This is a genomic window from Kitasatospora sp. NPDC004614 (assembly GCF_042873675.1).
Taxonomy (GTDB): Bacteria; Actinomycetota; Actinomycetes; order Streptomycetales; family Streptomycetaceae; genus Kitasatospora.
This window is the reverse complement of record NZ_JBIALR010000002.1, coordinates 120167-144894: the sequence shown is the minus strand read 5'-3', so window position 1 is coordinate 144894 and position 24728 is coordinate 120167. Positions and strand designations below refer to the sequence as shown.

Below are 24728 nucleotides of genomic sequence, written 5' to 3'. Positions count from 1 at the left end.
GGAGCCGCCCCCGGGGACCTTCCGGGGGCGGTTTTGTCTGCGCAGCGGCACTGCCCGGCCGTGATCGTCGGTGCTGGACTTCCCGCACCGATGCGCATCGGGGCACTCTCAGTGCCATTGAGCGGCATGAGGATTGCCTGTGTATGTCCGCATTTCAGATATCGGTGCAGGTCACGCCTCTGTAAAATTTGGGTTCGACTCCCCTAGGCTCCACTTCGAAACGACTCCGCCCGGCCGCAGTTCTGCGGTCGGGCGGAGTCGTTTCTGCTGTCGGGTGCGGGGGCGTCAGCACCGCCCCGGTTCAGTGCGGCTTGCGGGGGTCGTGCGGCTTGGGGCGGTCGTCCTCGGGCGGGGTGCCGACCGGTGGCTGGCCGGGTGTGGTTCCCGTTCCCTGCGCGTCCTCGGGGGTGTCGTGCGGGACGGAGCCGTTCATGGTGGCCCCGCCGACCGGGGCGCCGGTGGCGCTGCCCGGCCGGGGCGTGGTGGGCGGCGCGGTGGCGGGCTCCGGGGGCTCGGTCAGCCATTCGGGGTTGTTCTGCTTGCGGTACCACTGCCAGGCGGCGACGCCGGCACCGATCGCGACGGCGCCGGCCACCGCGAGGCCGGTCGCCCAGCCGTTGCAGCGCTTCTTCTTGGCGTTCTTGGCGGCCAGCTCGCTGATCTCGGCAGCGCTGACGTTGCCGTGCAGTGCGGTGATCGCGGCGGCGCTGCGGGCCTGCGCCTCCTGGGCGAGCGGGACGACGCTCTCCCGGGCGCCCTGGAAGGTTTCGGCGACCTTGGGGGCGACCGTCGTCCGGGCCTGGCAGGCGGCCTGGCCGGCCGACAGCTTGGCGGCGAGCGCGGCCTCCTGGGCCCGGTGGACGGCCCTTAGGGCGGCCTTCTGGGTGTCCGGGGGGAGGCTGAAGAAGGCCTGCTCCAGGTGCGGGGCGAGGTGCTTGACGTACTGCACCCGGGCTGCCTGCGCGGCCTGGCCGGCCCCGCTGCGGGCCTGTGCTCCGGCGGCCGCGGCCTTCGGGCCGAGCGCCTCCAGCTTGGGGCCGAGCACCTGCCTGGCCTCCTCGGCGTAGTGCAGATAGGCCTCCTTCGCGGAGGCGGCGTAGGGCGCGACGGCGTCCTTCGCCCGTCCGGCGGTCTCGCGCGCGGTGTCCGTACGGCTCACGGGCTTCTCCTTCTCGGCGGGTGTCCGGCGTTCTTGTCCGGTATGCACCTTTCCACCTGATAGGAGATCATGCATCCTGCTTCCTCGCCGAGCACCTTCGGCTGAGCCGTCTGCGGCGATCATGGGATGATTCCTCGGATAGTCAGCTAGAAAGACAGGAAGGTACTCCCGTGGCCGAGGAACTCACCGCCACCCTGAAGACCAACCGCGGCGACATCGTGGTCAAGCTCTTCCCGAACCACGCCCCGAAGACCGTGGCCAACTTCGTCGAGCTGGCGGAGGGCACCCGCGAGTGGAAGAACCCGGAGACCGGCGAGGTGGCCGCCAAGCCGCTGTACGACGGCACCGTCTTCCACCGCGTGATCGACGGCTTCATGATTCAGGGCGGCGACCCGCTGGGCAACGGCACCGGCGGCCCGGGCTACAAGTTCGCCGACGAGTTCCACCCGGAGCTGTCGTTCGACCGCCCGTACCTGCTGGCCATGGCCAACGCCGGCCCGGGCACCAACGGCTCGCAGTTCTTCATCACGGTGGCCCCGACCACCTGGCTGAACCGCAAGCACAGCATCTTCGGCGAGGTCGTCGACGCGGCCAGCCAGAAGGTCGTGGACGCGATCGGCACCACCGCCACCACCAAGCCCTACGACCGCCCGGTCCAGGACGTGGTGATCGAGTCGGTCGTCATCTCGCGCGGCTGATTCGGACCCCTGCCGCCCTGCGGGGCGGCCCCGCGCGTTCCGGCGCGCAGTAGCCTGGACGGTCCCGGTGGTGCCCCGTTTCGTACGGCGGCGGCGCCGGGACCGTTTTCGTTGATGGAGGGACTGCGCCGATGCTTCCGGAGGAGCCCGTGCGGCCGACGCCCGTGGACAGCCAGGAGTCCGGCCTGCCCCGGTGCCACCGGCACCCCGAGCGGGAGACCGGCGTGTCGTGCGCGCGCTGCGGACGTCCGATCTGTCCGGAGTGCATGGTGCCCGCCTCGGTGGGCTTCCAGTGCCCGGACTGCGTGCACGGCGCGGCCGAGCGGCAGCCCCGGCAGCGGACGACGTTCGGCGGGGTGCTGGCGCTCGGCGACGGCGCGCTGGTCACCAAGGTGCTGATCGGCCTGAACCTGCTGGTGTTCCTGCTGACCGAGTACGTGGCCACGCAGTGGCAGGTCAAGCTGGGCCTGTTCAGCTGGGTGCCGCGGCCGGGGCTGGAGTTCGGCATGGCCGCCGGGCCGCAGGAGTGGTACCGGCTGGTGACGGCGATGTTCGTGCACGGGGGGCTGCTGCACATCGCGACCAACATGTTCTCGCTCTGGGTGCTCGGACCTCAGCTGGAGCGGGTGCTCGGCCGGGTGCGGTTCCTCGGCCTGTACCTGGTGGCGGGTATCGCGGGCAACGCGCTGTCGTTCCTGCTGGCGTCGGCGCACGGGCAGCTGTTCACGGTCGGCGCGTCGGGGGCGATCTTCGGACTGCTGGGCGCCACCGCGGTGCTGTTCAAGGTGAACCGGGTGCCGATGCAGCCGGTGATCGCGCTGCTGGTGGTGAACCTGGTGCTCACCTTCTCGCTGAGCAGCATGATCGACTGGCGGGCGCACGTCGGCGGTCTGGTGGCGGGCACCGTCATCGGCGCGGGCATGATGTACGCCCCACGGGCGCACCGGAATCTGGTGCAGGGGTTGACGACGGCCGCGGTGCTGGCCGCGAGCCTGGCCCTGGTGCTGATCGGAATGGCCCGTCTGCCGGGCTGACCGGGCCGGTCGGCGGTGCCGCAGTCTTTCCACAGGTGGGATGTGGTGGACGATTGGATTTCCCGGGTCTACGCGCGTTATCCTGCTGCGTTTCGGGTTATCCACAGAATCGGCGAAGTTTTCCCCAGTGTGGACAACCCTGTGGATAAACGTTCGGACGCTCCGTGACCGGCCGACGTCCGGGCATGCCGAACACCGCTTCGGCCCGGAGTCCGAAGCGGTGCGGGCAGGCGTCAGGCCGAGAACCGCCCGGCGGGCGGCACCGGCCTCACTTCCACTGCGTGGAGACGGCGAAGCCCGCCGCGATGAAGCCGAAGCCGGCCAGGATGTTCCAGTTGCCCCAGCTGTGGATCGGCCAGGTACCGCTGGTCACGTAGTAGCTGACGATCCAGGCCAGGCCGATCAGGAACAGCACCAGCATCAGCGGTGCCACCCAGCTCCGGCCGGAACTGATCTTCACGGCGGTCGCGGAGGACGGCGGCGGCGTGTAATCGGCCTTCTTGCGGAGTCGAGACTTCGGCACGAGGGGCTCTCCTGTCGATGCGCTGTGACCGCGCAGGTGGTCAGTGGGGGCGGGGTGGCACGTGTGGACCGGTCCGTACGGTCGCGGAGCTCCGCACATGCCACCGGCGTCCGTTAGCGTAGTGGCTCGCCGGGTCTGAGGGAGATAAGGGTACGGTGACTGATTCCACGATTTCTTCGCCGAGCCCGGTCGCGCGCCCGCGTCGGGGCCGAATTGTCGGACGTGCCCTGACCTGCACCGTCTTCGCGATGGCCGGGTTGCTGTTCTACGTGAGCGCACAGACCGCGCACGGAACCGATCTGCGCACCGACAACTCGCTGCTGGGGCTCAGCGACGTCATACAGCAGCGCTCCACCCAGAACCAGCAGCTCCAGGAGCAGGTCGCCGCCGACCAGGACCGGGCCGACGGGCTGGCCCGCGGGCAGGGGCAGAGCCCGGACGACGAGGCCCGGCTGACCGCCCTGCAGCAGGCCGCCGGGCTGGACGCGCTGCACGGGCCGGGGCTGACCGTCACGCTGGACGACGCCCCGCCGAACGCCACCGCCCGGATCCCCGGCGTCCCCGAGCCCGGGGTGAACGACCTGGTGATCCACCAGCAGGACATCCAGGCCGTGGTGAACGCGCTGTGGCGCGGCGGCGCCGAGGGCATCCAGGTGATGGACCAGCGGCTGGTCTCCACCAGCGCGGTGCGCTGCGTCGGCAACACCCTGCTGCTGCAGGGCCGGGTCTACTCCCCGCCGTACGTGATCCGCGCGGTCGGCAAGACCGATTCGCTGCGCGCCGCGGTGGACGCCGACCCGACGATCCGCAACTACCTGGGCTACGTGACCGCCTACGGGCTGGGCTGGAAGGTCCAGGAGGCCAACGAGCTCAGCCTGCCAGGGTACGCCGGATCGATCGATCTGCGGGCCGCCTCCGCCCAGTAGGTCGCCACGTCGGCCCGTTGCGCCGATACCCGCCTGGGGCGGGCGGATGGCCGTCTACGCTTGTGCCGACCCGACCATCGAGGAGCACCATGTACGGCTGGATCTGGCGGCATCTTCCGGGCCCCGCGCCGGTTCGTGCGCTGATCGCGCTGCTGCTCGTCCTCGGGGTGGTCTACGTCCTGTTCCAGTTCGTGTTCCCGTGGGCCGAGCCGCTGCTCCCCTTCGGGAACGTGACGGTGGATCAGGGCGCCGGCGGCTGAACCGGCTCCCGGTTCGCCCGCCCTTCGACGCACGCACACCCCAGGAGTTAGCGATGACCTCCGCCGGCCACCCGCCCCGGATTCTCGTGGTCGACAACTACGACAGCTTCGTCTTCAACATCGTCCAGTACCTGTACCAGCTGGGTGCGGTCTGCGAGGTGGTCCGCAACGACCAGCTGACGGTGACTCAGGCCCGGCCCAGAAGCGGCGAGGAGGGCTACGACGGGGTGCTGCTCTCCCCCGGGCCCGGGACGCCGGAGGAGGCGGGGGTGTGCGTGGAGATGGTGCACCACTGCGCGCGGATCGGACTGCCGCTGTTCGGGGTGTGCCTGGGCCTGCAGTCGATCGCGGTGGCGTACGGCGCGGTGGTCGGCCGGGCGCCGGAGCTGCTGCACGGCAAGACCTCCTCGGTGGTGCACGAGGACGGCGGGGTGTTCGAGGGCCTGCCCTCGCCGCTGACCGCCACCCGTTACCACTCGCTGGCGGTCGAGCCGGACACCGTGCCCGCCGACCTGGTGGTCACCTCGCGCACCGAGAGCGGCGTGATCATGGGCCTGCGGCACCGTGAACTGCTGGTCGAGGGCGTCCAGTTCCACCCCGAGTCGGTGCTCACCGAGGGCGGCCACCGGATGCTCGCCAACTGGCTGGCCGAGTGCGGGTTCCCGGAGGCGGTGGGCCGTTCGTCCGGCCTCGCCCCGGTGATCGGCCGGAGCTGATCCGGTGACCACCGTGCGCCCGGAGCGGGGCGTTCCCGAGGAGATGGACGAGCCGGACGGCTGGGGTGTCTACGAGCCGGCCCCGGAACAGACCCTGCAGCTGCGGCTGCCGCCCGACGAACCGGACCGGGGCGCGATATCCGGGCCGGACGTCCAGGACGGACAGCGGCGTGCCCAGGGGCCGGTGGGCCTGCGGGCGGGCACCGGCCGTCGGCGGGCGTCCGGGCGGGCCGCAGGGCCGCGTCCGAAGCGGCCCAAGGAACGCAAGCGGGTGGTCCTGGCCCGGATGGTGGGGGAGCTGTTCATCACCCTCGGCGTGGTGATGCTGCTGTTCGTCTCCTACCAGCTGTGGTGGACCAACGTGGTGGCCGACAACGCCGCCGACGAAGCGGGCAAGAAGCTGGAACAGCAGTGGGGGCAGCCGGCCGCCCCGCCGGCCGACGGCGCGCCGCCGGCGCCGGCCAAGTTCGAGCCCGGTAAGGGCTTCGCGATCATCCACATCCCGAAGCTGGACCTGAACTACCCGATCGCCGAGGGCACCAACAAGCAGCAGGTGCTCGACAAGGGCCTGGTCGGCCACTACACGGGCACCGCGATGCCCTCCGACCAGTCCGGCAACTTCTCGGTCGCCGCGCACCGCACCACGCACGGCCAGCCGTTCCGGGAGATCGGCAAGCTGGCCCCGGGCGACAAGATCGTGGTGGAGACGGCCACCTCCTACTACACGTACGAGGTCGCGGGCGGCATCCCGGAGACCCCGCCGAGCAATGTGACGGTGATTCAGCCGGTGCCCAAGGGATCACCTTTCACCGGACCGGGTCGTTATCTCACGATGACGACATGCACGCCGGAGTTCAGTGCCCGGGGAAGGCTCATCGTCTTTGGCAAGATGGTCGACGAACGGCCGCGGAGCCAGGGCCAGCCGGAGGCGCTGACCGGGCAACACTGAGCAGCGAGGCACGGCACCATGGGCACAGCCAATCTGGGCGGGCGACGGCGCGGACGGGTGGCTGCGGCCCTTGGCCTGATGGGGGAGATGCTGATCACCCTGGGGCTGGTGATGGCGCTGTTCGTCGGGTACTCGCTGTGGTGGACGGACGTGGTGGCCGCCCGGGCCGCCAGCCGGCAGGGGGACAAGCTGCGGCAGAGCTGGAGCGCCCCGGCGGTCACCACGCCCGGGTCCGCCGCCCCGGCCCCCGCCCCGGAGTACGAGGCGGGTGACGGCGTGGGCTTCCTGCACGTGCCGGCGTTCGAGAAGGACGACCAGACCACGCTGATCCGGATGGGCACCAACACGGACGTGCTCAACGAGGGCGTGGCCGGGGTCTACGAGGAGCCGTACCGGTCGGCGATGCCGTGGGACGCCGAGGGCAACTTCACGATGGCGGCGCACCGGGACGGGCACGGCGCGAAGTTCCACGACCTGGACCGGCTCGCCGACGGCGATCCGGTGGTGGTGGAGACCCGGGACGACTGGTACGTGTACAAGGTCGCCGGGACGCTGCAGCAGACCTCCAAGTACAACGTGGGCGTGGTCGCGCCCGTCCCCGAAGGCTCGCCGTTCACCGGCCCGGGCCGGTACCTCACGCTCACCACCTGCACGCCGGTGTACACCTCGCGCTACCGGATGGCGGTGTGGGCGAAGCTGGTCCGGGTGGACCCGATGGACGCCCGCCGCACCCCACCGCCCGAGCTCCGCTGACGCGCCGTCAACGCGAAGGGGCCGCACCGTCCGAGGACGGTGCGGCCCCTTTCAGCGTGCGGTGCGGGTCAGGGCGTGCCCGGCTTGTCCGCCAGCTTGAGGTACAGCATCACGACGTCGTCCGGGGTGATCTGCGTCCCGGCGGACGGGGTGAAGTTGATGACGATGGCCTGCGGGTCCTGCGGGCCCACCGGCTGGTACTTCGTGATCCCGGCCGCGGCCAGCGCCTTGATCGCGTCGGAGAGCTTGAGGTTCTGCAGCGGTGGCACGGTCAGCTTGTCGGCCAGCTTGCCGACCGTGATGGTGACCTTGGTGCCCTTGGCGACCTGGCCGCTCTTCGGGTCCTGGCTGATGACCTGGCCGACCTTGGCCTGCTCGGTGGGGCCGACGACCTTGGTGACCACGTTCGCCGACAGGCTGAGGTCGGCGAGCGCCTGGGTCGCGTTGTCCTGGGACTGCCCGACCAGGTTCGGCACGGTGACCTTCTGCTGGCCGGAGGAGACCACCAGGGTGATGGTGGTTCCGGTCGCGGCCTTGCCGGACACCGACTGCGAGACGACCTTGTCCTGCTCGACCTTGTCGTCGGTGCTGTAGTTGACGGTGACCGTGAAACCCTTGCCGGTCAGCGCGGCGTTGGCGGCGTCCTTGGTCTGGCCGACGACGTCGGGGACGTCGACCTGCGCCGGGCCGGAGGACAGGTGCACCGTGATCTTGCCGTTGGTGGCGATCTCGGTGCCCGAGGCCTGCTCCTGGGTGCAGACCTGGTCCTTCTGGATCTTGGTGTCGGGGCAGGCGATCGCGTCGCCCGCGACCACGGTGAGCGAACTGTTCTGCGCCTTCGCCGCGGCCTCCGCGTCGGACAGCGTCTTGCCGACCAGGTTCGGGACGGTGGTCTTGGCGTTCGTTCCGCCGGTCTTCACCAGCGACTGCACCACGAAGAACGCGCCGACCAGGACCAGCACCGCCGCGACGGCGAGGATGATCCAGGAGGTGTTGCTCTTCTTCGGCTGCTCCTCGCGCCGCCGGCTGCCGCGGCCCTCGTAGCCGTCGTCGTTGCCGTCCTGGTAGCCGCCGTACTGCGCGGGCTGCTGGTGGCCGACCGGCGGCAGCATGGTGGTGGGGCCGCCCTGCTGGGGCAGCATGTTGGTCTGGCCGTACGGGTCGTACTGCCCGCCCTGGTCGTATCCGTAGCCGCCTGCGCCGGTGCCGTAGGCGGCCTGCTGGGCGGCGGCGACCGGGAGGCCGTCGAGGAAGCGCTCGATGTCGTCGCGCATCTCGTCGGCGGACTGGTAGCGGTAGTCGCGCTCCTTGGCGAGCGCCTTCAGCACGATCGCGTCGATCTCCGGGCGCACCTCGGGGTCGTACGCGGACGGCGGGGCGGGCTCCTCGCGGACGTGCTGGTAGGCCACCGCGACGGGGGAGTCGCCGACGAACGGCGGGCGAACCGTGAGCAGTTCGTAGAGCAGGCAGCCGGTCGAGTACAGGTCGGAGCGGGCGTCGACGGTCTCGCCCTTGGCCTGCTCGGGGGAGAGGTACTGGGCGGTGCCGATGACCGCGGAGGTCTGGGTCATCGTCATGCCGGCGTCACCCATCGCGCGGGCGATGCCGAAGTCCATCACCTTGACGTTGCCCTGCCGGGTCAGCATGACGTTGGCGGGCTTGATGTCGCGGTGCACGATGCCGGCGCGGTGCGAGTACGCGAGCGCCTGCAGGATGCCGATGGTCATCTCCAGCGCGCGCTCGGGCAGCAGTCGCCGCCCGGTGTGCAGCAGCTCGCGCAGGGTGGAGCCCTCGACGTACTCCATGACGATGTACGGGATGGAGATCCCGTCGATGTAGTCCTCGCCGGTGTCGTAGACGGCCACGATGGCGGGGTGGTTGAGCGAGGCGGCGGACTGTGCCTCGCGGCGGAAGCGGGCCTGGAACGAGGGGTCGCGGGCCATGTCGGTGCGGAGGGTCTTCACTGCGACCTGGCGGCCGAGCCGGGTGTCGTGGGCGAGGTACACCTCGGCCATGCCACCGCGTCCGAGGACGCCGCCGAGCTCGTACCTGCCGCCTAGGCGACGAGGCTCTTCCATATCTCCGACCCTCTCCCCCACCGGTCGGTGAGGATATGACGTAGTGTCCCCGCACGCTCTGTCTTGACGCGGCCGCCGCCGCGGTGGTTTCACGGTGCCGGCGTCCGCAGTCGATCGCCGCGGACTGGCTGCGGGTACACCCGCTGCTGGCGGATACGCTACCGGGCGAACCTGACCGGCCCCGTACAGGCGGCCACCTGAGACCAGACCGGTATCGACCAGGACCGTCCCATTGTGACAATTCCGGCCACCGATCGAGGATCGATGGCCGGAATGTGACGGATGCGACCGACCTACTTGCCGAGCGCCGCCTGCATCATCGACTTGGCGATCGGCGCGGCCAGCGAGCCGCCGGAGATCTGCTGCGCCTCGCTGGAGCCGTCCTCGACCACCACCGCGACGGCGACCTGCTTGCCGTCCTGGCCCTTGGCGTAGGAGACGAACCAGGCGAACGGCAGACCCGAGTTGTCCTGGCCGTGCTGGGCGGTGCCGGTCTTGCCGCCGACCGTCACGCCCGGGATCTTCGCGTTCTTGCCGGTGCCGTTCTGCACCACCGACTCCATCAGCTGCTGGAGCTTCTGCGCGGTGGCCGGCGAGACCGCCTGCGACATCTGGCGCTCGGTGTGGGTGGAGATCACGTTCCCGGCCGAGCCCTCCTGGGCGACCAGGTAGGGCTCCATCAGCGAGCCGTTGTTGGCGATCGCCGCCGCCACCATGGCCATCTGCAGCGGGGTGGCCCGGGTGTCGTGCTGGCCGATCGCGTCCATCGCGGTGCCGTCGGGCTTGGAGCCGGACGGGAAGTGACTGGCGTCGGCCCGGACCGGCATGGTCACCTCTTTGTTGAAGCCGAACTTCTCGGCCTGCGCCCGCAGCTTGTCGCCGCCCAGCTCGGCGCCCATCTTGCCGAACACGGTGTTGCAGGAGATGTCCATCGCGTCCTGCACGGAGACGTTCGCGCAGACCTCGCTCGGGCTGGCGTTGATCAGCGCGGTGTTGGTGCCGGGCAGGATGTACTTGTCCGGGGTGTCGGTGAGGTCCGTCGGCTTCTGGTACTTGCCGGTCTCGAACGCGGTCGCCGCGGTGATCAGCTTGAAGGTCGAACCGGGCGGGTAGGTCTCGCGCAGCGCCCGGTTCAGCAGCGGCTTGTTCGGGTCGTTGTTGAGCGCCGTCCAGGCGTCGGCGTCCTGCTGGGTGCCGCCCGCGAAGGTGCCCGGGTCGTACGACGGGGTGGAGACCAGCCCGAGGATCGCCCCGGTCTTCGGGTCGATGGCGACCGCGGCGCCCTTCTTGTTGCCGAGCCCCTCGAAGCCCGCCTTCTGCACCTTGGGGTCGATGGTGGTGACCACGTCGCCGCCCTGCTTGGGCTTGCCGGTCAGCATGTCCAGGGTGTTGCGGAAGAACAGCCGGGAGTCGGTGCCGGAGAGGATGCCGTCCTCCAGCTTCTCCAGCTGGCTGGCGTCGTACGTCTGCGAGGAGTAGCCGGTGACCGGCGCGTACATCGGCCCGTCGTTCCAGGAGCGCTTGTACTTGTAGCGCAGGCCGTTGACGAAGTCGGACTTGGTGACGGCCTGACCGCCGACGATGATGTTGCCGCGCGGGTAGGCGTACTTGTCGTACTTGGTGCGGTCGTTGTGCGGGTTGTTGGCCCACGCCGACGCCTGCACGCCCTGCACCCAGTTCACCCGGAGCATCAGGGCGAGGATCAGGACCAGGCAGAAGATCGACACCCGGCGGATCGGCTTGTTCACGAGGTCGCTCCCCTGCTCTCGTCCGGTGCGCCCGGGCCGGCGGCCCCGAGCCGCTCCGGTCCGGCCGGTTCCGGGATGGCGGCGGCCGGTTCGACGGCCGGCCGGCGGGCGGTGTCGCTGATCTTCAGCAGGATGGCGATCAGGGCCCAGTTCGCTACCACGGAGGATCCGCCCTGGGCGAGGAACGGCATGGTCATACCGGTCAGCGGGATCAGGCCGGTGACGCCGCCGGCGACCACGAACACCTGCAGCGCGAACGCCGAGCTCAGGCCGACCGCCAGCAGCTTGCCGAACGGGTCGCGGGCCGCCAGCGCGGTGCGCAGGCCGCGCTGCACCACCAGGCCGTAGATCATGAACAGCGCCATCAGGCCGGCCAGGCCCAGCTCCTCGCCGAACGAGCCGAGGATGAAGTCGCTCTTCGCCGCGAACTGGATCAGCCAGCTGCGGCCCTGCCCCAGCCCGGTGCCGAGGGTGCCGCCCGAGCCGAGCGACATCAGGGTCTGCCCGATCTGCTCCGAGGACTGGGCGGGCGGCTTCGGCGCGAACGCCGCCATCGGGTCGAGCCAGGCGTTGATGCGGGTCTTCACGTGCGACTCGGTGGAGGCCACCACGGCCGCGCCGCCCAGCGACATGGTCAGACCGAAGACGATCCAGCTGGTGCGCTCGGTGGCGACGTACAGCATCACCACGAACAGGCCGAAGAACAGGAAGGAGGTGCCCAGGTCGGTCTCGAACACCAGGATCAGGATCGACAGCAGCCAGACCACCACGATCGGGCCCAGGTCGCGCCCACGGGGCAGGTACAGGCCCATGAACTTGCGGCTGGCCAGCGCCAGGGCGTCCTTCTTGACCATCAGGAAACCGGCGAAGAACACCGTCAGGATGATCTTGGCGAACTCGCCGGGCTGGATCGAGAACGAGCCGAAGCGGATCCAGATCTTCGCGCCGAAGTCCTCCGGCCGGGACGGGAAGAAGGCCGGCGCGGCCAGCAGCACCAGCGCCACCACCATCGAGATGTAGGTGTAGCGCTGCAGGATCCGGTGGTCCTTCAGCAGGATCACCACGCCGATGAACATCGCCACGCCGAGCGCGGACCACATCAGCTGGTTCCCGGCCGCCGGGAAGTTGTTGCGCAGCAGCTTGCCGGCCTTGTCGAGCCGCCAGATCATCACCACGCCGAGCCCGTTCAGCAGCGTCGCCAGCGGCAGCAGCAGCGGGTCGGCGTACGGCGCGAACCGCCGCACCGCCAGGTGCGCGCCCAGCGCCAGTACGCCCATGCCGAGCCCGAACTTCAGCATGCCGACGGGCAGGCTGCCGTCCATCGCCAGGCCGACGTTGGCGTACGCCAGCATCGGGATCGCCAGGGCGAAGCCCAGCATCAGGAGTTCGGTGTTGCGCCGGTTCGGGGTGTCGCCGACCGAGGACCGGCCGACGGCACGGCGCCGCCCGGTGCCGGGCGTGCTGCCGCTGCTCACGTCGAATGTGCTCATGCCTGTGAAAACCCCCGGGTTCGCCCGCGGCCTACTGCCCGGCGCAGGACACCGCGAGCTGCTGCTCCTGCTCGGTCAACGGCGGGGCGGACGGCGTGGCGTCCCCGGTGGACGGGGCGGCCTTGGACTCGGCGACCTTCTTGCAGACCTCGGCCTGCGTGCGCAACGTCTCGACCTGCTTCCGGGCGTCGTCGAGGCTGCCGGCCTGGATGTTCTTGGAGACCTGGTCGCGCTGGAACGCGGGCAGGTACTTCAGCTCCACGTCGTACTGCTGGTAGACCGAGCTGAGCTTCAGTCCGGCCAGGTTCTGGTCGAGGCCGCGGTAGACGGCGAGCCGGCCGTTCTCGGCGCCGACGTAGTACTGGCTCTGGTTCCACCGCCAGGCGAAGAAACCGCCGCCGCCGAGCACCGCGAGCACCAGCACGCCGATCAGGGTGAACTTCAGGCCGCGCTTCTTCTTGCGCCGGCTCGGCGGGGCGTCGCCCTCGTACGGGTCGTGGCCGCCGTACTCGCCGCCGTCGCCGGACGGGAAGCCCGCCGGGTCGGCGTAGCCGCCGGGCTGGTCGTAGCCGCCCTGGTAGCCCTCGGCGGGGCCGAAATCGCCGGCCGGGGCGCCGTAACCGGGCTGCTGGTCGTAGCCGCCGTGGTAGCCCTCGGCGGGCCCGAAGGCGCCCTGCGGGGGCTGCGGAGTGCGGCCGAGGCCGGCCGCGCGGCCGGCGGGGGTGTCCAGCAGGTGCGGGTCGTGCATCGGGTGCGGCTGGGTGTCGGCGACCGCGCCGACCACCTCGGGGGCCTGGGTGACCTGGCCGCTGAGGGTGTCGGTGGCGCCGACGTCGATCACGTCGGCGACGATGCAGGTGATGTTGTCCGGGCCGCCGCCGCGCAGCGCCAGCTGGATCAGCTCCTGGACGGTCTGCTGCGGCGCGTAGTAGCTGCCGAGCGTCTCCTCCAGGGTCTGGTGGCTGACCGGGCCGGACAGGCCGTCGGAGCAGATCAGGTAGCGGTCACCGGCCCGGACCTCGCGGATCGACAGGTCGGGCTCGACCTGGCCGCGGCCGTCCAGGGCGCGCATCAGCAGCGAGCGCTGCGGGTGGGTCTCGGCCTCCTCGGCGGTGATCCGGCCCTCGTCGACCAGTCGCTGCACCCAGGTGTGGTCCTGGGTGATCTGGTCGAGCCGACCGTCCCGCAGCAGGTAGGCGCGGGAGTCGCCGATGTGCACCTGGCCCATCCGGTGGCCGTCCCACAGCAGCGCGGTCAGGGTGCAGCCCATGCCCTCCAGCTGCGGGTCCTGCTCGACCATCTGCCGCAGCCGGTCGTTGGCGGTCTGCACCGCGTCGCCCAGCAGGGTCAGCAGGTCGGCGCCGGGGTGTTCCTCGTCGAGACGGACGATCGACCCCAGCACCTCGGAGGAGGCGACCTCACCGGCCGCCGCCCCGCCCATGCCGTCGGCCACCGCGAGCAGCCGCGGCCCGGCATAGCCGGAGTCCTCGTTCCCCTCGCGGATCAGGCCCTTGTGCGAGCCGGCGGCGAAGCGCAGCACGAGACTCATGCTGTCCGGGCCCTCCTTCGGGTGGAGCTGGTCCTCATGCGCTGACTACTTCCGCAGCTCGATGACGGTCCTGCCGATTCGGATCGGCATCCCGATCTGGAGCGGCGTCGGCGTGGTCAGCCGCTGTCGGTCCAGATAGGTGCCGTTTGTGGAGCCTAGATCCTCGACGGTCCACTGCCCAGCCTGATCCGGGTAGATCCTGGCGTGACGGGAGGACGCGTAGTCGTCGTCCAGGACGATCGTGGAGTCGTGCGCCCGGCCGAGCGTGACGGTCTGGCCGTGCAGCGCGACGGTGGTGCCGGCCAGCGAGCCCTGGGTGACCACCAGGTGCGTGGGCTGGCCGCGGCGCTGCCGGGCCTGCTGCTGCTGGGCGGCGGCCGGCTGCCCCTGCGGCGGGCGGCCCGCACCGGGCGCGGCGGGGGCACTGGGCGTCGCGGCCCGGTGCCCGGAGCGCGCGGCGCCCTTGGTGGTGAACAGGTCGCTGCGGATCACCTGCACGGCGACGATGACGAACAGCCAGAGCACGGCGAGGAAGCCCAGCCGCATGACCGTCAGGGTCAGATCAGACATACCGGCCCGCTTCTACCCTTCGACCTGTCGGTAGACGATGGTGGTCGACCCCAGGACGATCCGGGAGCCGTCGCGGAGCGTAGCGCGCTGGGTGTGCTGTCCGTCCACCACGATGCCGTTGGTGGAGCCGAGGTCCATCACCATCGCGGGCGTTCCGGGGCGGATCTCCGCGTGCTTCCGGGACACTCCGGGGTCGTCGATCCTGATGTCGGCCTCGGTGGAGCGGCCCAGTACGACCGCGTTCTGGGTGATCTGGTGCCGGGCGCCGTTCACCTCGATCCAGCGCCGGGTGCCGGCGCCGCCGTGGCCCGCGCCGGGGAACGGCCGCACGTTGTTGCCGGGGGCCGGCGGGGCGGGCGGCATCGCGGGCGGGGCGGAGGGCGGCGGCGGAGCGCCGTACGGGGCGCCGGTGCCCTGCTGCCAGGGCGCGCCGGGAGCCGGCGGCGTCGGTGGGCGGCCGTAGCCGGGCGGGGCGGCGGGCGGCGCGGGCGGCCGCTGCGGCTCCTCGGCCGTCAGCGTGCGGCTGCGCACCCGGTACAGGCCGGTGTCCAGATCGTCGGCCTTCTCCAGGGCGACCTGGAGCGGGCCCATGAAGGTGTACCGCTGCGCCTCGGCGTACTCGCGGACCATGCCCGCCAGCTCGGTGCCGAGCTGGCCGGCGTAGGGGCTGAGCCGCTCGTGGTCGTGCGGGCTGAGTTCGACGATGAAGTCGTTCGGGACCACCGTGCGGTCCCGGTTCCAGATGCTGGCGTTGTTGTCGCACTCGCGCTGCAGGGCGCCGGCGATCTCCACCGGCTGGACCTCGGACTTGAACACCTTCGCGAAGGTGCCGTTCACGAGACCTTCGAGTCGCTGCTCGAACTTTTTCAGGACTCCCACGGGGCACCCCCTCTCAGGGCTCGGTCGGGCCGGCTCGTCGGCTGGAAAGCGGTACTTCCGTACTGATCGTATCCACGCCCGGCCCTTCCGTACGGTTCCCCGGCCAGGTCGCGCCCGGAGGGTACCCACTGGGGGCTCCGCTCACCCGTTCGGACCGGGTCGGGTTGCAGTCCGGTGGGAGCGGTGCGGGGGGCCCTCCGGAATGGATTCGCAGGTGGGGCTCGGAGCGTGCTAATGTTTTCCATGTCGGAAGGGGCGCCCGCAAGGGAGCCGAACGGAAGACCCGGAGAGATGCGCTAAGCTTCTCGAAGAGTCGAAAGAGCGACAAGCTCCCGAAGACAACACCCATGCGCGGGTGGCGGAATAGGCAGACGCGCTGGATTCAGGTTCCAGTGCCCGAAAGGGCGTGGGGGTTCAACTCCCCCCTCGCGCACAGCGAAGCCCCGCAGATCTCAGGATCTGCGGGGCTTTTTGTTGTTCCCGTGCCCCCCGGGGGAATTCCCGGTGCTTTTCAGGCGGGCAGTACGGCGTGCAGGCTGAAGCCGCCGTCGGGGGTCGGGCCGGCGGTGAAGGTGCCGCCGAGCAGGGCGGCGCGCTCGCGCAGGCCGATCAGGCCGTGGCCGCCGCCGGGCAGCGGGGCGGCGGTGGGGCGGCCGGCCGGCGGGCCGTTGCGGACCTCGACGTGGAGTTTCTCGCCGCGGGCGGCGACCCGGACGGTGACCGGGGCGCCGGGGGCGTGCTTGGTGATGTTGGTGAGGCCCTCCTGGACGGTCCGGTAGGCGGCCCGTTCGACCGCTTCGGGCCAGTCGCGCCGGCCGGGGTCGAGGCGGCGGGTGACGGGCAGGCCGCTGCCGTCGATCAGCCGGGGCAGGTCGGCGAGGGTCGGCTGCGGGGCGAGCGGGGTGCCGTTGCCGACGCCGGCGGTACGCAGCACGCCGACCATCTGACGCAGTTCGTCCAGGGTGCGGACGGAGAGCTCGCGGATGGTCCGGGCGCCGTCCCGGGAGGCCGGGTCGGTGCTGGCGACCTGGATGGCCCCGGCCTGGATGGAGATCAGGCTGACCTGGTGGGAGACCACGTCGTGCATTTCGCGGGCCAGCCGGGCGCGTTCCGCGGTCAGCACCCGCTCGGCGATCAGCCGGCTCTCGCGCCGGCGGCCCTTGGTGAGTTCGGTGACGCGTTCGGCGAGCTCGCGGCGGGTGCGGGTGAGCATGCCGAGCGCGGCCGGTCCGGCGCCGAGCATCGCGGACTGGATGGCGTACAGCGCGTTGTCCCGGCTGAGTGCGAGCAGGTCGGGAGAGAACGGCCAGTGGAAGAACTCGACCAGGGCGAAGGAAACGGCGCAGGTGACCGGGATCCGCGGCTTCGGGTAGGCCGCGGCGACCGCGTACACGGCGGTGAGCGGAGCCAGCCAGATTTCGTTGAAGAACGCCGCGGGCAGGGTGAGCAGGGCCACCGGCAGCGGGTGGCGGCGGCGGCCGAGCAGGGCGACCACGGACAGCGCGGACAGCGCGAGCTGCCAGGGCGCGGAGCCCTTGGCGACCAGTGCGGAGTCCACCGCGGCGGCCGCCACCGGGATCAGCAGCGTGGTGCGGGGGGACCGCAGCCAGGCCCGGCGGCGCGGGGCCTCGGCCTCGGCCTCGGCGGGAGCGTCGGTGTCCGCGTCGGCGTCGGGTACGGCCGTCGCGTCGGCGGAGGTCACTCCCCGTCCCGGGGTTCGCGGACCAGGCCGGCGCGGTGCGCGATGACGGCGGCCTGGACCCGGTTGGCGGCGCCGAGCTTGGCCAGGATGGCGCTGATGTGGTCCTTGACGGTGCCGGTGCCGAGGAACAGCCGGTCGGCTATCTCGGCGTTGGAGAGGCCTTCGCCGAGCAGCGCCAGCACGTCGAGTTCGCGGCCGGTGAGCCGGTGGGTGAGGGCGGTGGCGGTGAGGTCGGGGCCGCCGCCGTCGACGTAGCCGCTGATCACGGTGCGGGCGACGGACGGGGAGAGCACGCTGCCGCCGGACGCGAGCACCCGGACGGCGTGCACCAGCTGTTCGGGGGCGGTGTCCTTGAGCAGGAACCCGGCGGCGCCGGCCCGCAGCGCGGTGCCGATGTACTCGTCGGTGTCGAAGGTGGTGAGCATGGCGACGACGGGCGGGTCGGGCAGCGCGCGCAGGCGGCGCAGCACGCTGATGCCGTCCAGGTCGGGCATCCGGACGTCGAGCAGCACCACCTGCGGGGCGAGCGCCCGGGTCTGCTGCTCGGCCTGGCCGCCGGAGCAGCCGCCGACCACTTCGAGGTCGGGTGCGGAGCCGACGATCAGGCCGAGCCCGGAGCGGACCAGCACCTCGTCGTCCACGATCAGGACCCGGGTCGGCGGCATGTCTCTCCCTGGTGACGGGCTTGCACCCCCGCCGATCGGCGGGGGTGGGAATCCGCTACCGGATTCACGCAATTCTCATCTTCGCTGGGCAACCATGGAAATCGGGGTGAAGTGCGCAGACCGCGCGCGGATGCGCCCCGTAGTTCGATCGTCTGGAATGGTTGCTGTGTCCACTGTGAAGACGCCTGCCTCGGCCGTGTCCCCCGCCCGCGGCGAGGGGCCGGGGGCGCAGACGCGCTGGCGCCGGCGGGCTGCCGCCTCGACCGTCTGGTACCTGCGGCTGGTGGCGCTGCTGAACCTGGTGGCGGTGCTGTCGGTGCCGTTCCGGAACCAGGTGGAGCGGCACAACGAGGGGCAGTTCTTCACGCCGTACCTGGTGACCGCCGGGTTGACCGCGGCGGTGCTGTCGCTGTTCCTGGCGGTGGCGATGCGCCGCCGCAAGCGGGCGGCGTGGATCTTCAACACAGGCGCGGCGGGGCTGACGTTCGCCGTCTTCGTGGCGGCGATGGTGTGGGGGAAGCACTTCACGTCCCACCCGCTGAACTGGTTCTCGATGGTGCTGACCGGCCTGTTCCTGGTGGCGCTACTGGTCTCGCGCCGGGAGTTCCCTTCCAAGGGCGACCGGTCCAACCCGAAGACCGCGGTGGCCGCGGGCGTCGGCGGCGTGCTGCTCGGCGGCCTGATCGGGTCGGTGCTGGTGCAGCTGACCAACCACATCAGCGGGGCGGGCTTCGGCACCCGGTTCAGCTACTCCGTGCACCGGATGATCACCGTGACGCCGTCGGCGAAGGTGGCCGACGTGGTCTCCGTGCCGACCTGGGTGAACTTTGCGATCAACGTGATGGGCGCGGTGCTGTTCCTGGCCGTGGTGTACGTGACGTTCCGTTCGCCGCGCGGCGAGGAACTGCAGAGCGACGAGGACGAGCAGAGGCTGCGCGAGCTGCTGGACAGGCAGGGCGAGCGGGACTCGCTGGGGTACTTCGCGCTGCGCCGGGACAAGGCGGTGATCTTCTCGCCGAGCGGGAAGGCCGCGATCGCCTACCGGGTGGTCGGCGGCGTGACGCTGGCCTCCGGCGACCCGATCGGCGACCCGGAGGCCTGGCCGGGGGCGATCGACGCCTGGCTGGCGGAGGCCCGCGAGCACGCCTGGGTGCCGGCCGTGATGGGCGCCTCCGAGGAGGCCGGGGTGATCTACGCCCGGCACGGTCTGGACGCGCTGGAGCTGGGCGACGAGGCGATCGTCGAGCTGGACGAGTTCTCGTTGGACGGCCGGGCGATGCGGGTGGTTCGGCAGGCCTACAACCGGGTCAAGCGGGCCGGGTACACGGTGCGGATCCGCCGCCACGAGGACATTCCCGAGGCGGAGATGGCCGAGCTGGTGGCGAAGGCCGACCACTGGCGGGACGGCGCGACCGAGCGCGGCTTCTCGATGGCGCTGGGCCGGCTCGGAGACCCGGGGGACGGGCGCTGCGTGATGCTGGAGTGCTTCGACGGGGAGGGCGAGCTGCGGGCGCTGCTGAGCTTCGTGCCGTGGGGCGCGCACGGCCTTTCGCTGGACCTTATGCGGCGCGACCGGGACAGCGAGAACGGCCTGATGGAGTTCATGGTGATCGAACTCCTGCAGCGCGCGAAGGAAGTCCAGCTGGAACGGGTGTCGCTGAACTTCGCCATGTTCCGGTCGGTTTTCGAGCGCGGTTCCAAGCTGGGTGCCGGCCCGGTGCTGCGGCTGTGGCGTTCGGTGCTGGGATTCTTCTCCCGCTGGTGGCAGATCGAGTCTCTCTACCGGGCGAATGCGAAATACCGGCCGATCTGGGAGCCGCGTTATCTGCTCTTCGAGAAGAGCGGCGAGATTCCCCGGATCGGCCTCGCCTCGGCCCGTGCGGAGGGTTTCATCACGGTGCCGAGCATGCCGGCGCTGTTCCGCCGCAGGCACGTCGGCCAGAGCTGAGTTCACGGGCTTCCCGGCCCGCTGGGGCCGGGGACGGTGGTCCCTCCGCCGGGGGGCGGAGTGGGCCGGGGAAATCAGACCCCGGTATGACACGAGCAGGCTTCGAAGCTGATGCCGTTGGTTGGTCCGGTGCGTAGTGTCGAACACGAGGCGTAGAAGGAAGAGACGCGAAACAGGACGGACGTCGGGACAATCCGCACGTCGTCGGGACGGGAGAACCGGTTCGTGAAGCTGAACACCCACGCGGGGGGCGTGCGGTCGGGGCCCGGGGCGGTATTCCGCCGGGCCGCGATCGCCGAGTGGGGGGCGCTGTACGGCGCCGTGAAGGAACGGGTGCTGCGGCGGAAATTCGCCGCCGTGCCGCTGGCGACCATCGCGACCGCGCTGGTGCTGCTGTTCTCGATCGTCCAGCACCTGCCGGGCGGGGACCGGTTCGTCGCGCAGATCGGGGTGGTGAAGGCGGCGCTGCCGCTGGACGTGTCGCTGCTGCGCACCCCGCTGTCGCTGTACGTGCCGGCGCTGGACCTGCCGGTGTGGGGGGCACTGGCGCAGGTGTTCCTGGTGTTCGGCGTGGCGGAGGTCGTGCTGGGGCGGCGGCTGACCCTGGTGGTGGCGTACGCCTGCACCCTGGCGGGGACGCTGTTCGCCCGGATCGCGGTGGCGCTCGGCCCGCACCACCTGCTGGGCTTCCCGCGCTGGGTGGCGCACGTGCGCGACACCGGCCCTTCGGCGGCGGTGGTGGCGCTGGCCGTGGTGGTGGCGTTCCGCTGCCGGGCCTGGTGGACGGGCGGAGCCGTGGTGCTGGCGATGACGGTGGAGGCCGTGCTGCTGCCGAACCTGGCGGGCCTGGAGCACCTGGTGGCGATCAGCACCGCCGTGCTGATAGCGGTGTGGGTCGAGGTGTTCGGCGACTACTGGCCGCGAGTGCTGTCCGGGGTCGGCGCGGCCGCCTCGGTGGCCCAGGGCGGGGCCAGGGCAGTCACGCCCTGAGCCCGGCCCAGTGGCCGCTCAGCCACGCGGCAGTGGCATCTCGAAGTAGACGACCTTGCCGACCGCCTTGCGGGCGGTGCCCCACTTCTCGGACAGCTTGCTGACCAGGTTCAGGCCGCGGCCGTGCTCCGAGAGCGAGTCGGCGGGCTCCAGCGACGGCAGGTTGTGGTTGTCGTCGCTGACCTCGACCAGCAGCTTGTCGACCCGGATCAGCTGGAGCTGCACCTCGGAGCGGGCCACCCGGACCGCGTTGGTGACCAGCTCGGACACCAGCAGCTCGACGGTCTCGGTCAGCGCCGTCAGCTGCCAGGCGGCGAGCTGGTCGCGCACCAGGCTGCGGGCCCGGCCGACCTCCGCCTCGGTGACGCCCAGCTGCCAGGTGGCGACCTCGGTCGGCGGGACGCCGTCGAAGCGGGCCACCAGCAGCGCGATGTCGTCCTGGCGGTCGTCGGAGTGCAGGGTGTTCAGCACGGTGTCGCAGGCCTCGTCGGGGGTCTGCTTGGGGTCGATCAGGTTGCCGCACAGCGCGGCCAGGCCCTCTCCTATGTCGCCGCCGCGGACCTCGACCAGGCCGTCGGTGCAGAGCACCAGCATCGAGCCGTCCGAGACGTCGATCCGGGTGGCGACGAACGGCACCCCGCCGACGCCGATCGGCGCGCCGGAGGGCAGCTCGAGCAGTTCGCCGCGCCCGTCGGGATGGACCAGCACCGGGGGGACGTGGCCGGCGGAGGCGAGGTCGCAGGTGCGGTTGATCGGGTCGTAGACGGCGTACAGGCAGGTCGCGAGATGGTCGTCGCCGAGTTTCTGGGCCAGGTTGTCGAGGTGGCGCAGCAGCTGGCCCGGTGGCAGGTCGAGGGCGGCGAGGGTCTGCATGGCGGTGCGGAAGCGGCCCATCGCGGCGGCCGAGTGCAGGCCGTGGCCCATCACGTCGCCAACCACCAGGGCGACCCGGCTGCCGGGCAGCTGGATGGCGTCGAACCAGTCGCCGCCGACCTCGGCCTTGCGGTCGCCCGGCATGTAGCGGTGGGCGATCTGCACGCCGGGGATCTTCGGCGGGCGGGTGGGGATCATCGAGCGCTGGAGGGTGGTGGCGACCTTGGACTCGGCGCGGTGCAGGCGGGCGTTGTCCAGGGACAGCGCGGCGCGGGCGGCGATCTCCTTGAGGGTGTCGGCGTCGGCGCGGGTGAACGGTGCCCGGTCGGACAGCCGCAGCAGCTTGAGGATGCCGAGCACCGCGCCGCGGGCGGACAGCGGCAGCACCAGCATGGAGCGGCCGACCACGGTCGGCTCCAGTTCGGGGCCGCCGAGCGAGGCCGCGTAGTCGACCGCGACGTCCGCGGAGATCAGCGGCACCAGCACCGGCTGGTTCTCCTGCAGGGCCAGGCCGGGCGGGGTGGAGCGCGGCATGGTCCGCAGTGAGCCCTCGTCCAGGACGTGGTTCCAGCGCGGTGAGGTGGCGTTGAAGGTGCGGGCGACGCGGCGCAGCACGGTGCGGTCGTCGGGCGGGTCGGCGGGCAGTTCGCCGTCCGAGAGCAGGCCGTCGAGCAGGTCGACGCAGGCGAAGTCGGCGACCCGGGGGACCAGTACCTGGCACAGTTCGCGGGCGGTGGTGTCCAGGTCGAGGGTGGTGCCGACCTGGCTGCCGACCGAGGCCAACAGCGCGAGGTCGCCGTCGTCGGGCAGGCCGCGGACCACCTCGACGCCGTCGGAGGCCCTGGCGGGGCCGGGCAGGGTGGGAGCCGGTGCGGGCGGGGCGGGGTCGATGGCGGGGCCTCCCGGGGTCGGGCCGTGGGCGGCGGCTTCGCGTGGGGCGGGGACGGTGCTGCCGGTCACCCGCGCGTCCTCCTGGGCGGCGGGCCCGGCAGCCTGTATCCGTACCCCGAGCGGGGCCCGGACACCCGTGCGCTGCGGCTCCGCCGGGCGGCGGGCGGCGCGCTCGCGCTGCTGGGCGGCCCGCTGCTGCGGGGTGGGGTAGCGGCGGCCGAGGCCGGTGGCGACCCGGGCGGTGCCGGACGGCCCGCCCGGCGAGGACTGGTGGGGCACCACCGGCAGCAGCGTCACCCCGTCCACCCGCAGCGCGGGCGGGCCGGCCGCGGCCAGGGCGGCCAGCAGCCGGCCGCGGCGCTGCGCGGAGCAGGACGGCAGCAGCGCGGCCAGCGAATCGGGGGCCGCCTCGGCGGGCGGTGCGAACGCGGCCGCGACCTGCTGGGGGCGGGCCGCGGCGGGCGCGGCGGCGTACGGGACGAGGCGCTCGCCGAGGGCGAGGGCGATCCGGGGGCCGGTGGCGCGCAGCGGACGGGCGTCGGCGGCCAGCACCAGCAGTGAGCGGCCGGCCGGTTCGGCCAGCGGGTAGGCCCACCACAGGATGTCGCGCCGCCGCTCCTCGCGGTCGTGCACCGTCATCGCGCCGGCCCACGGGCCGTCGGTGGCGAGGTCGTCGAGGGTGTCGAAGGCGTCGCAGCGGTGCTCGGGGGAGCCCGGGTCGTGGCGGGGGCATACGGCGGGCAGCAGACCGTTCGCGGTGCGGCCGGCGGCGACGGCGGCGCGGTGGCCGAAGAGCTCCTCCGCAGTGCGGTTCCACACGGCGATCCGGCCGTCCGGGTCGACCAGCACGGCGGCCGCGCGAAGCAGCGCCACCACCCCGGCGGGGCGGCCGCCCGGGAGGTCCGCCCGGTCGGGTGCGGAAATGGGCTGGTCCACCATGGATATCGGTCTGCCCCTTTGAGTTCTTGCTGCTCCTCCTGGCCGGTGCGCGCGTCCTTGCACGCGCCATCCAATGAAGCACGGAGATGCCAATGGGAGGTAGTTAATCGGGCAGATTCGTCCGTATCAGTTGCGTGTCGTTGACGGCGCGCCCCCGGCGTGCTCCACCGTCACCCGGTCGGGCGGTGTGGCGACCCCGGTAGGGTGGCCCGGGTGAGCGTACCGAGCGTCGAGGTGTGGGCGGATCCGGAGCGGCAGGAGCTGGAGGAGCGGGTCGCGGCGGCCGAGCTGGCCTGGCTGACCCTGGACGTCGACGTGGCCACCCTACGGGTGGAGATCGACAACTTCGCGCTCGCCCACCATCAGCTGCTCGGCCCGCTGTACGCGGAGCTGGACGAGCTGGACGCGCTGATCGCCGAGTCGGTGGCGGCGCTCAGCGGCGACCCGGAGGACCTGCGGCGGGCCCGCGAGGCCCGGGAGCGGGTCGAGCCCGCCGAGGAACGCGGCCCGCGCGAGGGCGAGCCGGAGGCCCGCCGGGTGCGGCCCGACAAGGACGCCCAGCGGATCTACCGCGAACTGGCCCGCCGCGCCCACCCCGACCTGTCCACCGACCCGGCCGAGCAGCAGCGCCGCTCGGCGTTCATCGCCCGGGTCAACGAGGCGTACGCGCTGGCCGACACCGAAGGGCTGGAGCGGCTCGCCGAGGAGTGGTCCACCGACCCGGAGTCCGCGCCCGCCGTCGACTCCCCCGACCGGCTGGCCTGGCTGCGCCAGCGCCTGGAGTGGCTGACCGGCCGGATCACCGCACTGGCCACCGAGCAGGTCCGGCTGGAGCGCACCCCGATGGGCGAACTCCTGCTGCTGCGCCCCGACGAGCCGGAGCGCCTGCTGGAGGACCTCGCCGAACAGCTGCTCGCCACCGCCGCCGACCGGCAGGCCAAGCTGGCCGCACTGCTCCCCGACAATGGCTCGAACGATCCGTACCGACCCCAGGAGACCCCCCCGATGTTCGCTCAGCTGCCCACCACCGACGTCGCCTCGGTGCCCGCCGACGCCCTGCTGCTCGACGTCCGCGAGCAGGACGAGTGGGACGCCGGCCACGTGGACGGCGCGCTGCACATCCCGATCGGCCAGGTGGTGGCCCGCCTCGACGAGCTGCCCGAGGGCCGGCTGTACGTGCTGTGCCGGGTCGGCGGCCGGTCCGCGCAGGTCGTGCAGTACCTGGTCCAGGGCGGCCGGGACGCGGTGAACGTGGACGGCGGCATGTTCGCCTGGGACGCCGCGGGCCGCCCGATGGTGAGCAGCGACGGCCAGGACGCCTTCGTTCTGTAACAGCAGTCCCTCCCGCCCCTGTTCGAACGCGTGCGCGGTGCGGCAGGATGGCCGCC

At 71.7% G+C, this 24728-nt stretch carries 21 protein-coding genes and 1 tRNA gene; 11 read left to right on the top strand and 11 right to left on the bottom strand.

Going from position 1 to position 24728, the window contains the following annotated elements; all coding sequences use genetic code 11:
• Positions 1 to 301 precede the first annotated feature (301 nt).
• Positions 302 to 1159, bottom strand: coding sequence for a DUF5324 family protein (locus ACFYST_RS05965; protein ID WP_387860294.1), 858 nt, complete (start codon positions 1157 to 1159; stop codon positions 302 to 304).
• Positions 1160 to 1329: 170 nt separating this feature from the next.
• Between ACFYST_RS05965 and ACFYST_RS05960 the strand changes: the two genes are divergently transcribed.
• The gene (locus ACFYST_RS05960) at positions 1330 to 1857 is read left to right on the top strand and encodes a peptidylprolyl isomerase (protein ID WP_387860291.1); all 528 of its coding nucleotides are present in this window, start codon (positions 1330 to 1332) and stop codon (positions 1855 to 1857) included.
• 131 nt (positions 1858 to 1988) lie between these two features.
• Positions 1989 to 2891 (top strand): rhomboid family intramembrane serine protease, encoded by a 903-nt coding sequence (locus ACFYST_RS05955; RefSeq protein WP_387860289.1) that lies wholly within the window; start codon positions 1989 to 1991, stop codon positions 2889 to 2891.
• Between the two features lie 268 nt (positions 2892 to 3159).
• On the opposite strand, the gene crgA is transcribed toward ACFYST_RS05955, so the two are convergent.
• Positions 3160 to 3414: a cell division protein CrgA gene (gene crgA, locus ACFYST_RS05950; protein WP_387640071.1), complete on the bottom strand. Its 255-nt coding sequence runs from the start codon at positions 3412 to 3414 to the stop codon at positions 3160 to 3162.
• A 248-nt stretch (positions 3415 to 3662) separates the two neighbouring features.
• Here crgA and ACFYST_RS05945 point away from each other — a divergent pair, with 248 nt between their 5' ends.
• From ACFYST_RS05945 to ACFYST_RS05925, 5 genes are all read left to right on the top strand, one after another.
• Positions 3663 to 4340: a DUF881 domain-containing protein gene (locus tag ACFYST_RS05945; RefSeq protein WP_387640074.1), complete on the top strand. Its 678-nt coding sequence runs from the start codon at positions 3663 to 3665 to the stop codon at positions 4338 to 4340.
• 89 nt (positions 4341 to 4429) lie between these two features.
• A complete protein-coding gene (locus tag ACFYST_RS05940; RefSeq protein WP_387640076.1) occupies positions 4430 to 4600 on the top strand; it encodes a hypothetical protein in 171 nt (56 codons plus the stop codon).
• A gap of 53 nt (positions 4601 to 4653) precedes the next feature.
• Complete coding sequence (locus tag ACFYST_RS05935; RefSeq protein ID WP_387640078.1) at positions 4654 to 5316, top strand: aminodeoxychorismate/anthranilate synthase component II; 663 nt, start codon at positions 4654 to 4656, stop codon at positions 5314 to 5316.
• Positions 5317 to 5320: 4 nt separating this feature from the next.
• On the top strand, positions 5321 to 6265 hold the full coding sequence (locus ACFYST_RS05930; protein ID WP_387860286.1) for a class E sortase: 945 nt from the start codon (positions 5321 to 5323) through the stop codon (positions 6263 to 6265).
• 18 nt (positions 6266 to 6283) lie between these two features.
• Positions 6284 to 7018 carry a class E sortase gene (locus ACFYST_RS05925; RefSeq protein ID WP_387640084.1) on the top strand — a complete coding sequence of 245 codons (735 nt, stop codon included), beginning with the start codon at positions 6284 to 6286 and terminating at the stop codon, positions 7016 to 7018.
• 68 nt (positions 7019 to 7086) lie between these two features.
• Here the strand turns inward: ACFYST_RS05925 and pknB are convergent, their stop codons facing one another.
• The 6 genes from pknB to ACFYST_RS05895 form a co-directional block, all read right to left on the bottom strand.
• A complete protein-coding gene (gene pknB / locus ACFYST_RS05920) occupies positions 7087 to 9096 on the bottom strand; it encodes a Stk1 family PASTA domain-containing Ser/Thr kinase (protein ID WP_387860283.1) in 2010 nt (669 codons plus the stop codon).
• Positions 9097 to 9389: 293 nt separating this feature from the next.
• Entirely contained in the window at positions 9390 to 10844 is a 1455-nt protein-coding gene (locus ACFYST_RS05915; protein ID WP_387860281.1) for a peptidoglycan D,D-transpeptidase FtsI family protein, read from the bottom strand.
• Entirely contained in the window at positions 10841 to 12334 is a 1494-nt protein-coding gene (locus ACFYST_RS05910; RefSeq protein ID WP_387860278.1) for an FtsW/RodA/SpoVE family cell cycle protein, read from the bottom strand. The genes ACFYST_RS05915 and ACFYST_RS05910 overlap by 4 nt, the downstream gene beginning before the upstream one ends.
• A gap of 31 nt (positions 12335 to 12365) precedes the next feature.
• Positions 12366 to 13883, bottom strand: coding sequence for a protein phosphatase 2C domain-containing protein (locus ACFYST_RS05905; RefSeq protein WP_387860275.1), 1518 nt, complete (start codon positions 13881 to 13883; stop codon positions 12366 to 12368).
• A 45-nt stretch (positions 13884 to 13928) separates the two neighbouring features.
• On the bottom strand, positions 13929 to 14453 hold the full coding sequence (locus ACFYST_RS05900) for an FHA domain-containing protein (protein WP_387640098.1): 525 nt from the start codon (positions 14451 to 14453) through the stop codon (positions 13929 to 13931).
• A gap of 12 nt (positions 14454 to 14465) precedes the next feature.
• Positions 14466 to 15332 carry an FhaA domain-containing protein gene (locus ACFYST_RS05895; RefSeq protein ID WP_387640101.1) on the bottom strand — a complete coding sequence of 289 codons (867 nt, stop codon included), beginning with the start codon at positions 15330 to 15332 and terminating at the stop codon, positions 14466 to 14468.
• A gap of 349 nt (positions 15333 to 15681) precedes the next feature.
• On the opposite strand from ACFYST_RS05895, the gene ACFYST_RS05890 reads away from it, so the two are divergent.
• A tRNA-Leu gene (locus tag ACFYST_RS05890) sits at positions 15682 to 15765 on the top strand.
• 78 nt (positions 15766 to 15843) lie between these two features.
• Here the strand turns inward: ACFYST_RS05890 and ACFYST_RS05885 are convergent.
• Positions 15844 to 17034, bottom strand: coding sequence for a sensor histidine kinase (locus ACFYST_RS05885; protein WP_387860272.1), 1191 nt, complete (start codon positions 17032 to 17034; stop codon positions 15844 to 15846).
• Positions 17031 to 17699 (bottom strand): response regulator, encoded by a 669-nt coding sequence (locus ACFYST_RS05880; protein ID WP_387640106.1) that lies wholly within the window; start codon positions 17697 to 17699, stop codon positions 17031 to 17033. Before ACFYST_RS05880 ends, ACFYST_RS05885 begins: the two co-directional genes overlap by 4 nt.
• A 157-nt stretch (positions 17700 to 17856) precedes the next feature.
• Here ACFYST_RS05880 and ACFYST_RS05875 point away from each other — a divergent pair, with 157 nt between their 5' ends.
• Both ACFYST_RS05875 and ACFYST_RS05870 read left to right on the top strand, forming a co-directional pair.
• The gene (locus ACFYST_RS05875; RefSeq protein ID WP_387860270.1) at positions 17857 to 19647 is read left to right on the top strand and encodes a phosphatidylglycerol lysyltransferase domain-containing protein; all 1791 of its coding nucleotides are present in this window, start codon (positions 17857 to 17859) and stop codon (positions 19645 to 19647) included.
• A gap of 225 nt (positions 19648 to 19872) precedes the next feature.
• Entirely contained in the window at positions 19873 to 20637 is a 765-nt protein-coding gene (locus ACFYST_RS05870) for a hypothetical protein (RefSeq protein ID WP_387640111.1), read from the top strand.
• Positions 20638 to 20655: 18 nt separating this feature from the next.
• On the opposite strand, the gene ACFYST_RS05865 is transcribed toward ACFYST_RS05870, so the two are convergent.
• Entirely contained in the window at positions 20656 to 23340 is a 2685-nt protein-coding gene (locus ACFYST_RS05865; protein WP_387860267.1) for a SpoIIE family protein phosphatase, read from the bottom strand.
• 213 nt (positions 23341 to 23553) lie between these two features.
• Here ACFYST_RS05865 and ACFYST_RS05860 point away from each other — a divergent pair, with 213 nt between their 5' ends.
• Positions 23554 to 24672 (top strand): rhodanese-like domain-containing protein, encoded by a 1119-nt coding sequence (locus ACFYST_RS05860; protein ID WP_387860265.1) that lies wholly within the window; start codon positions 23554 to 23556, stop codon positions 24670 to 24672.
• Positions 24673 to 24728 lie beyond the last annotated feature (56 nt).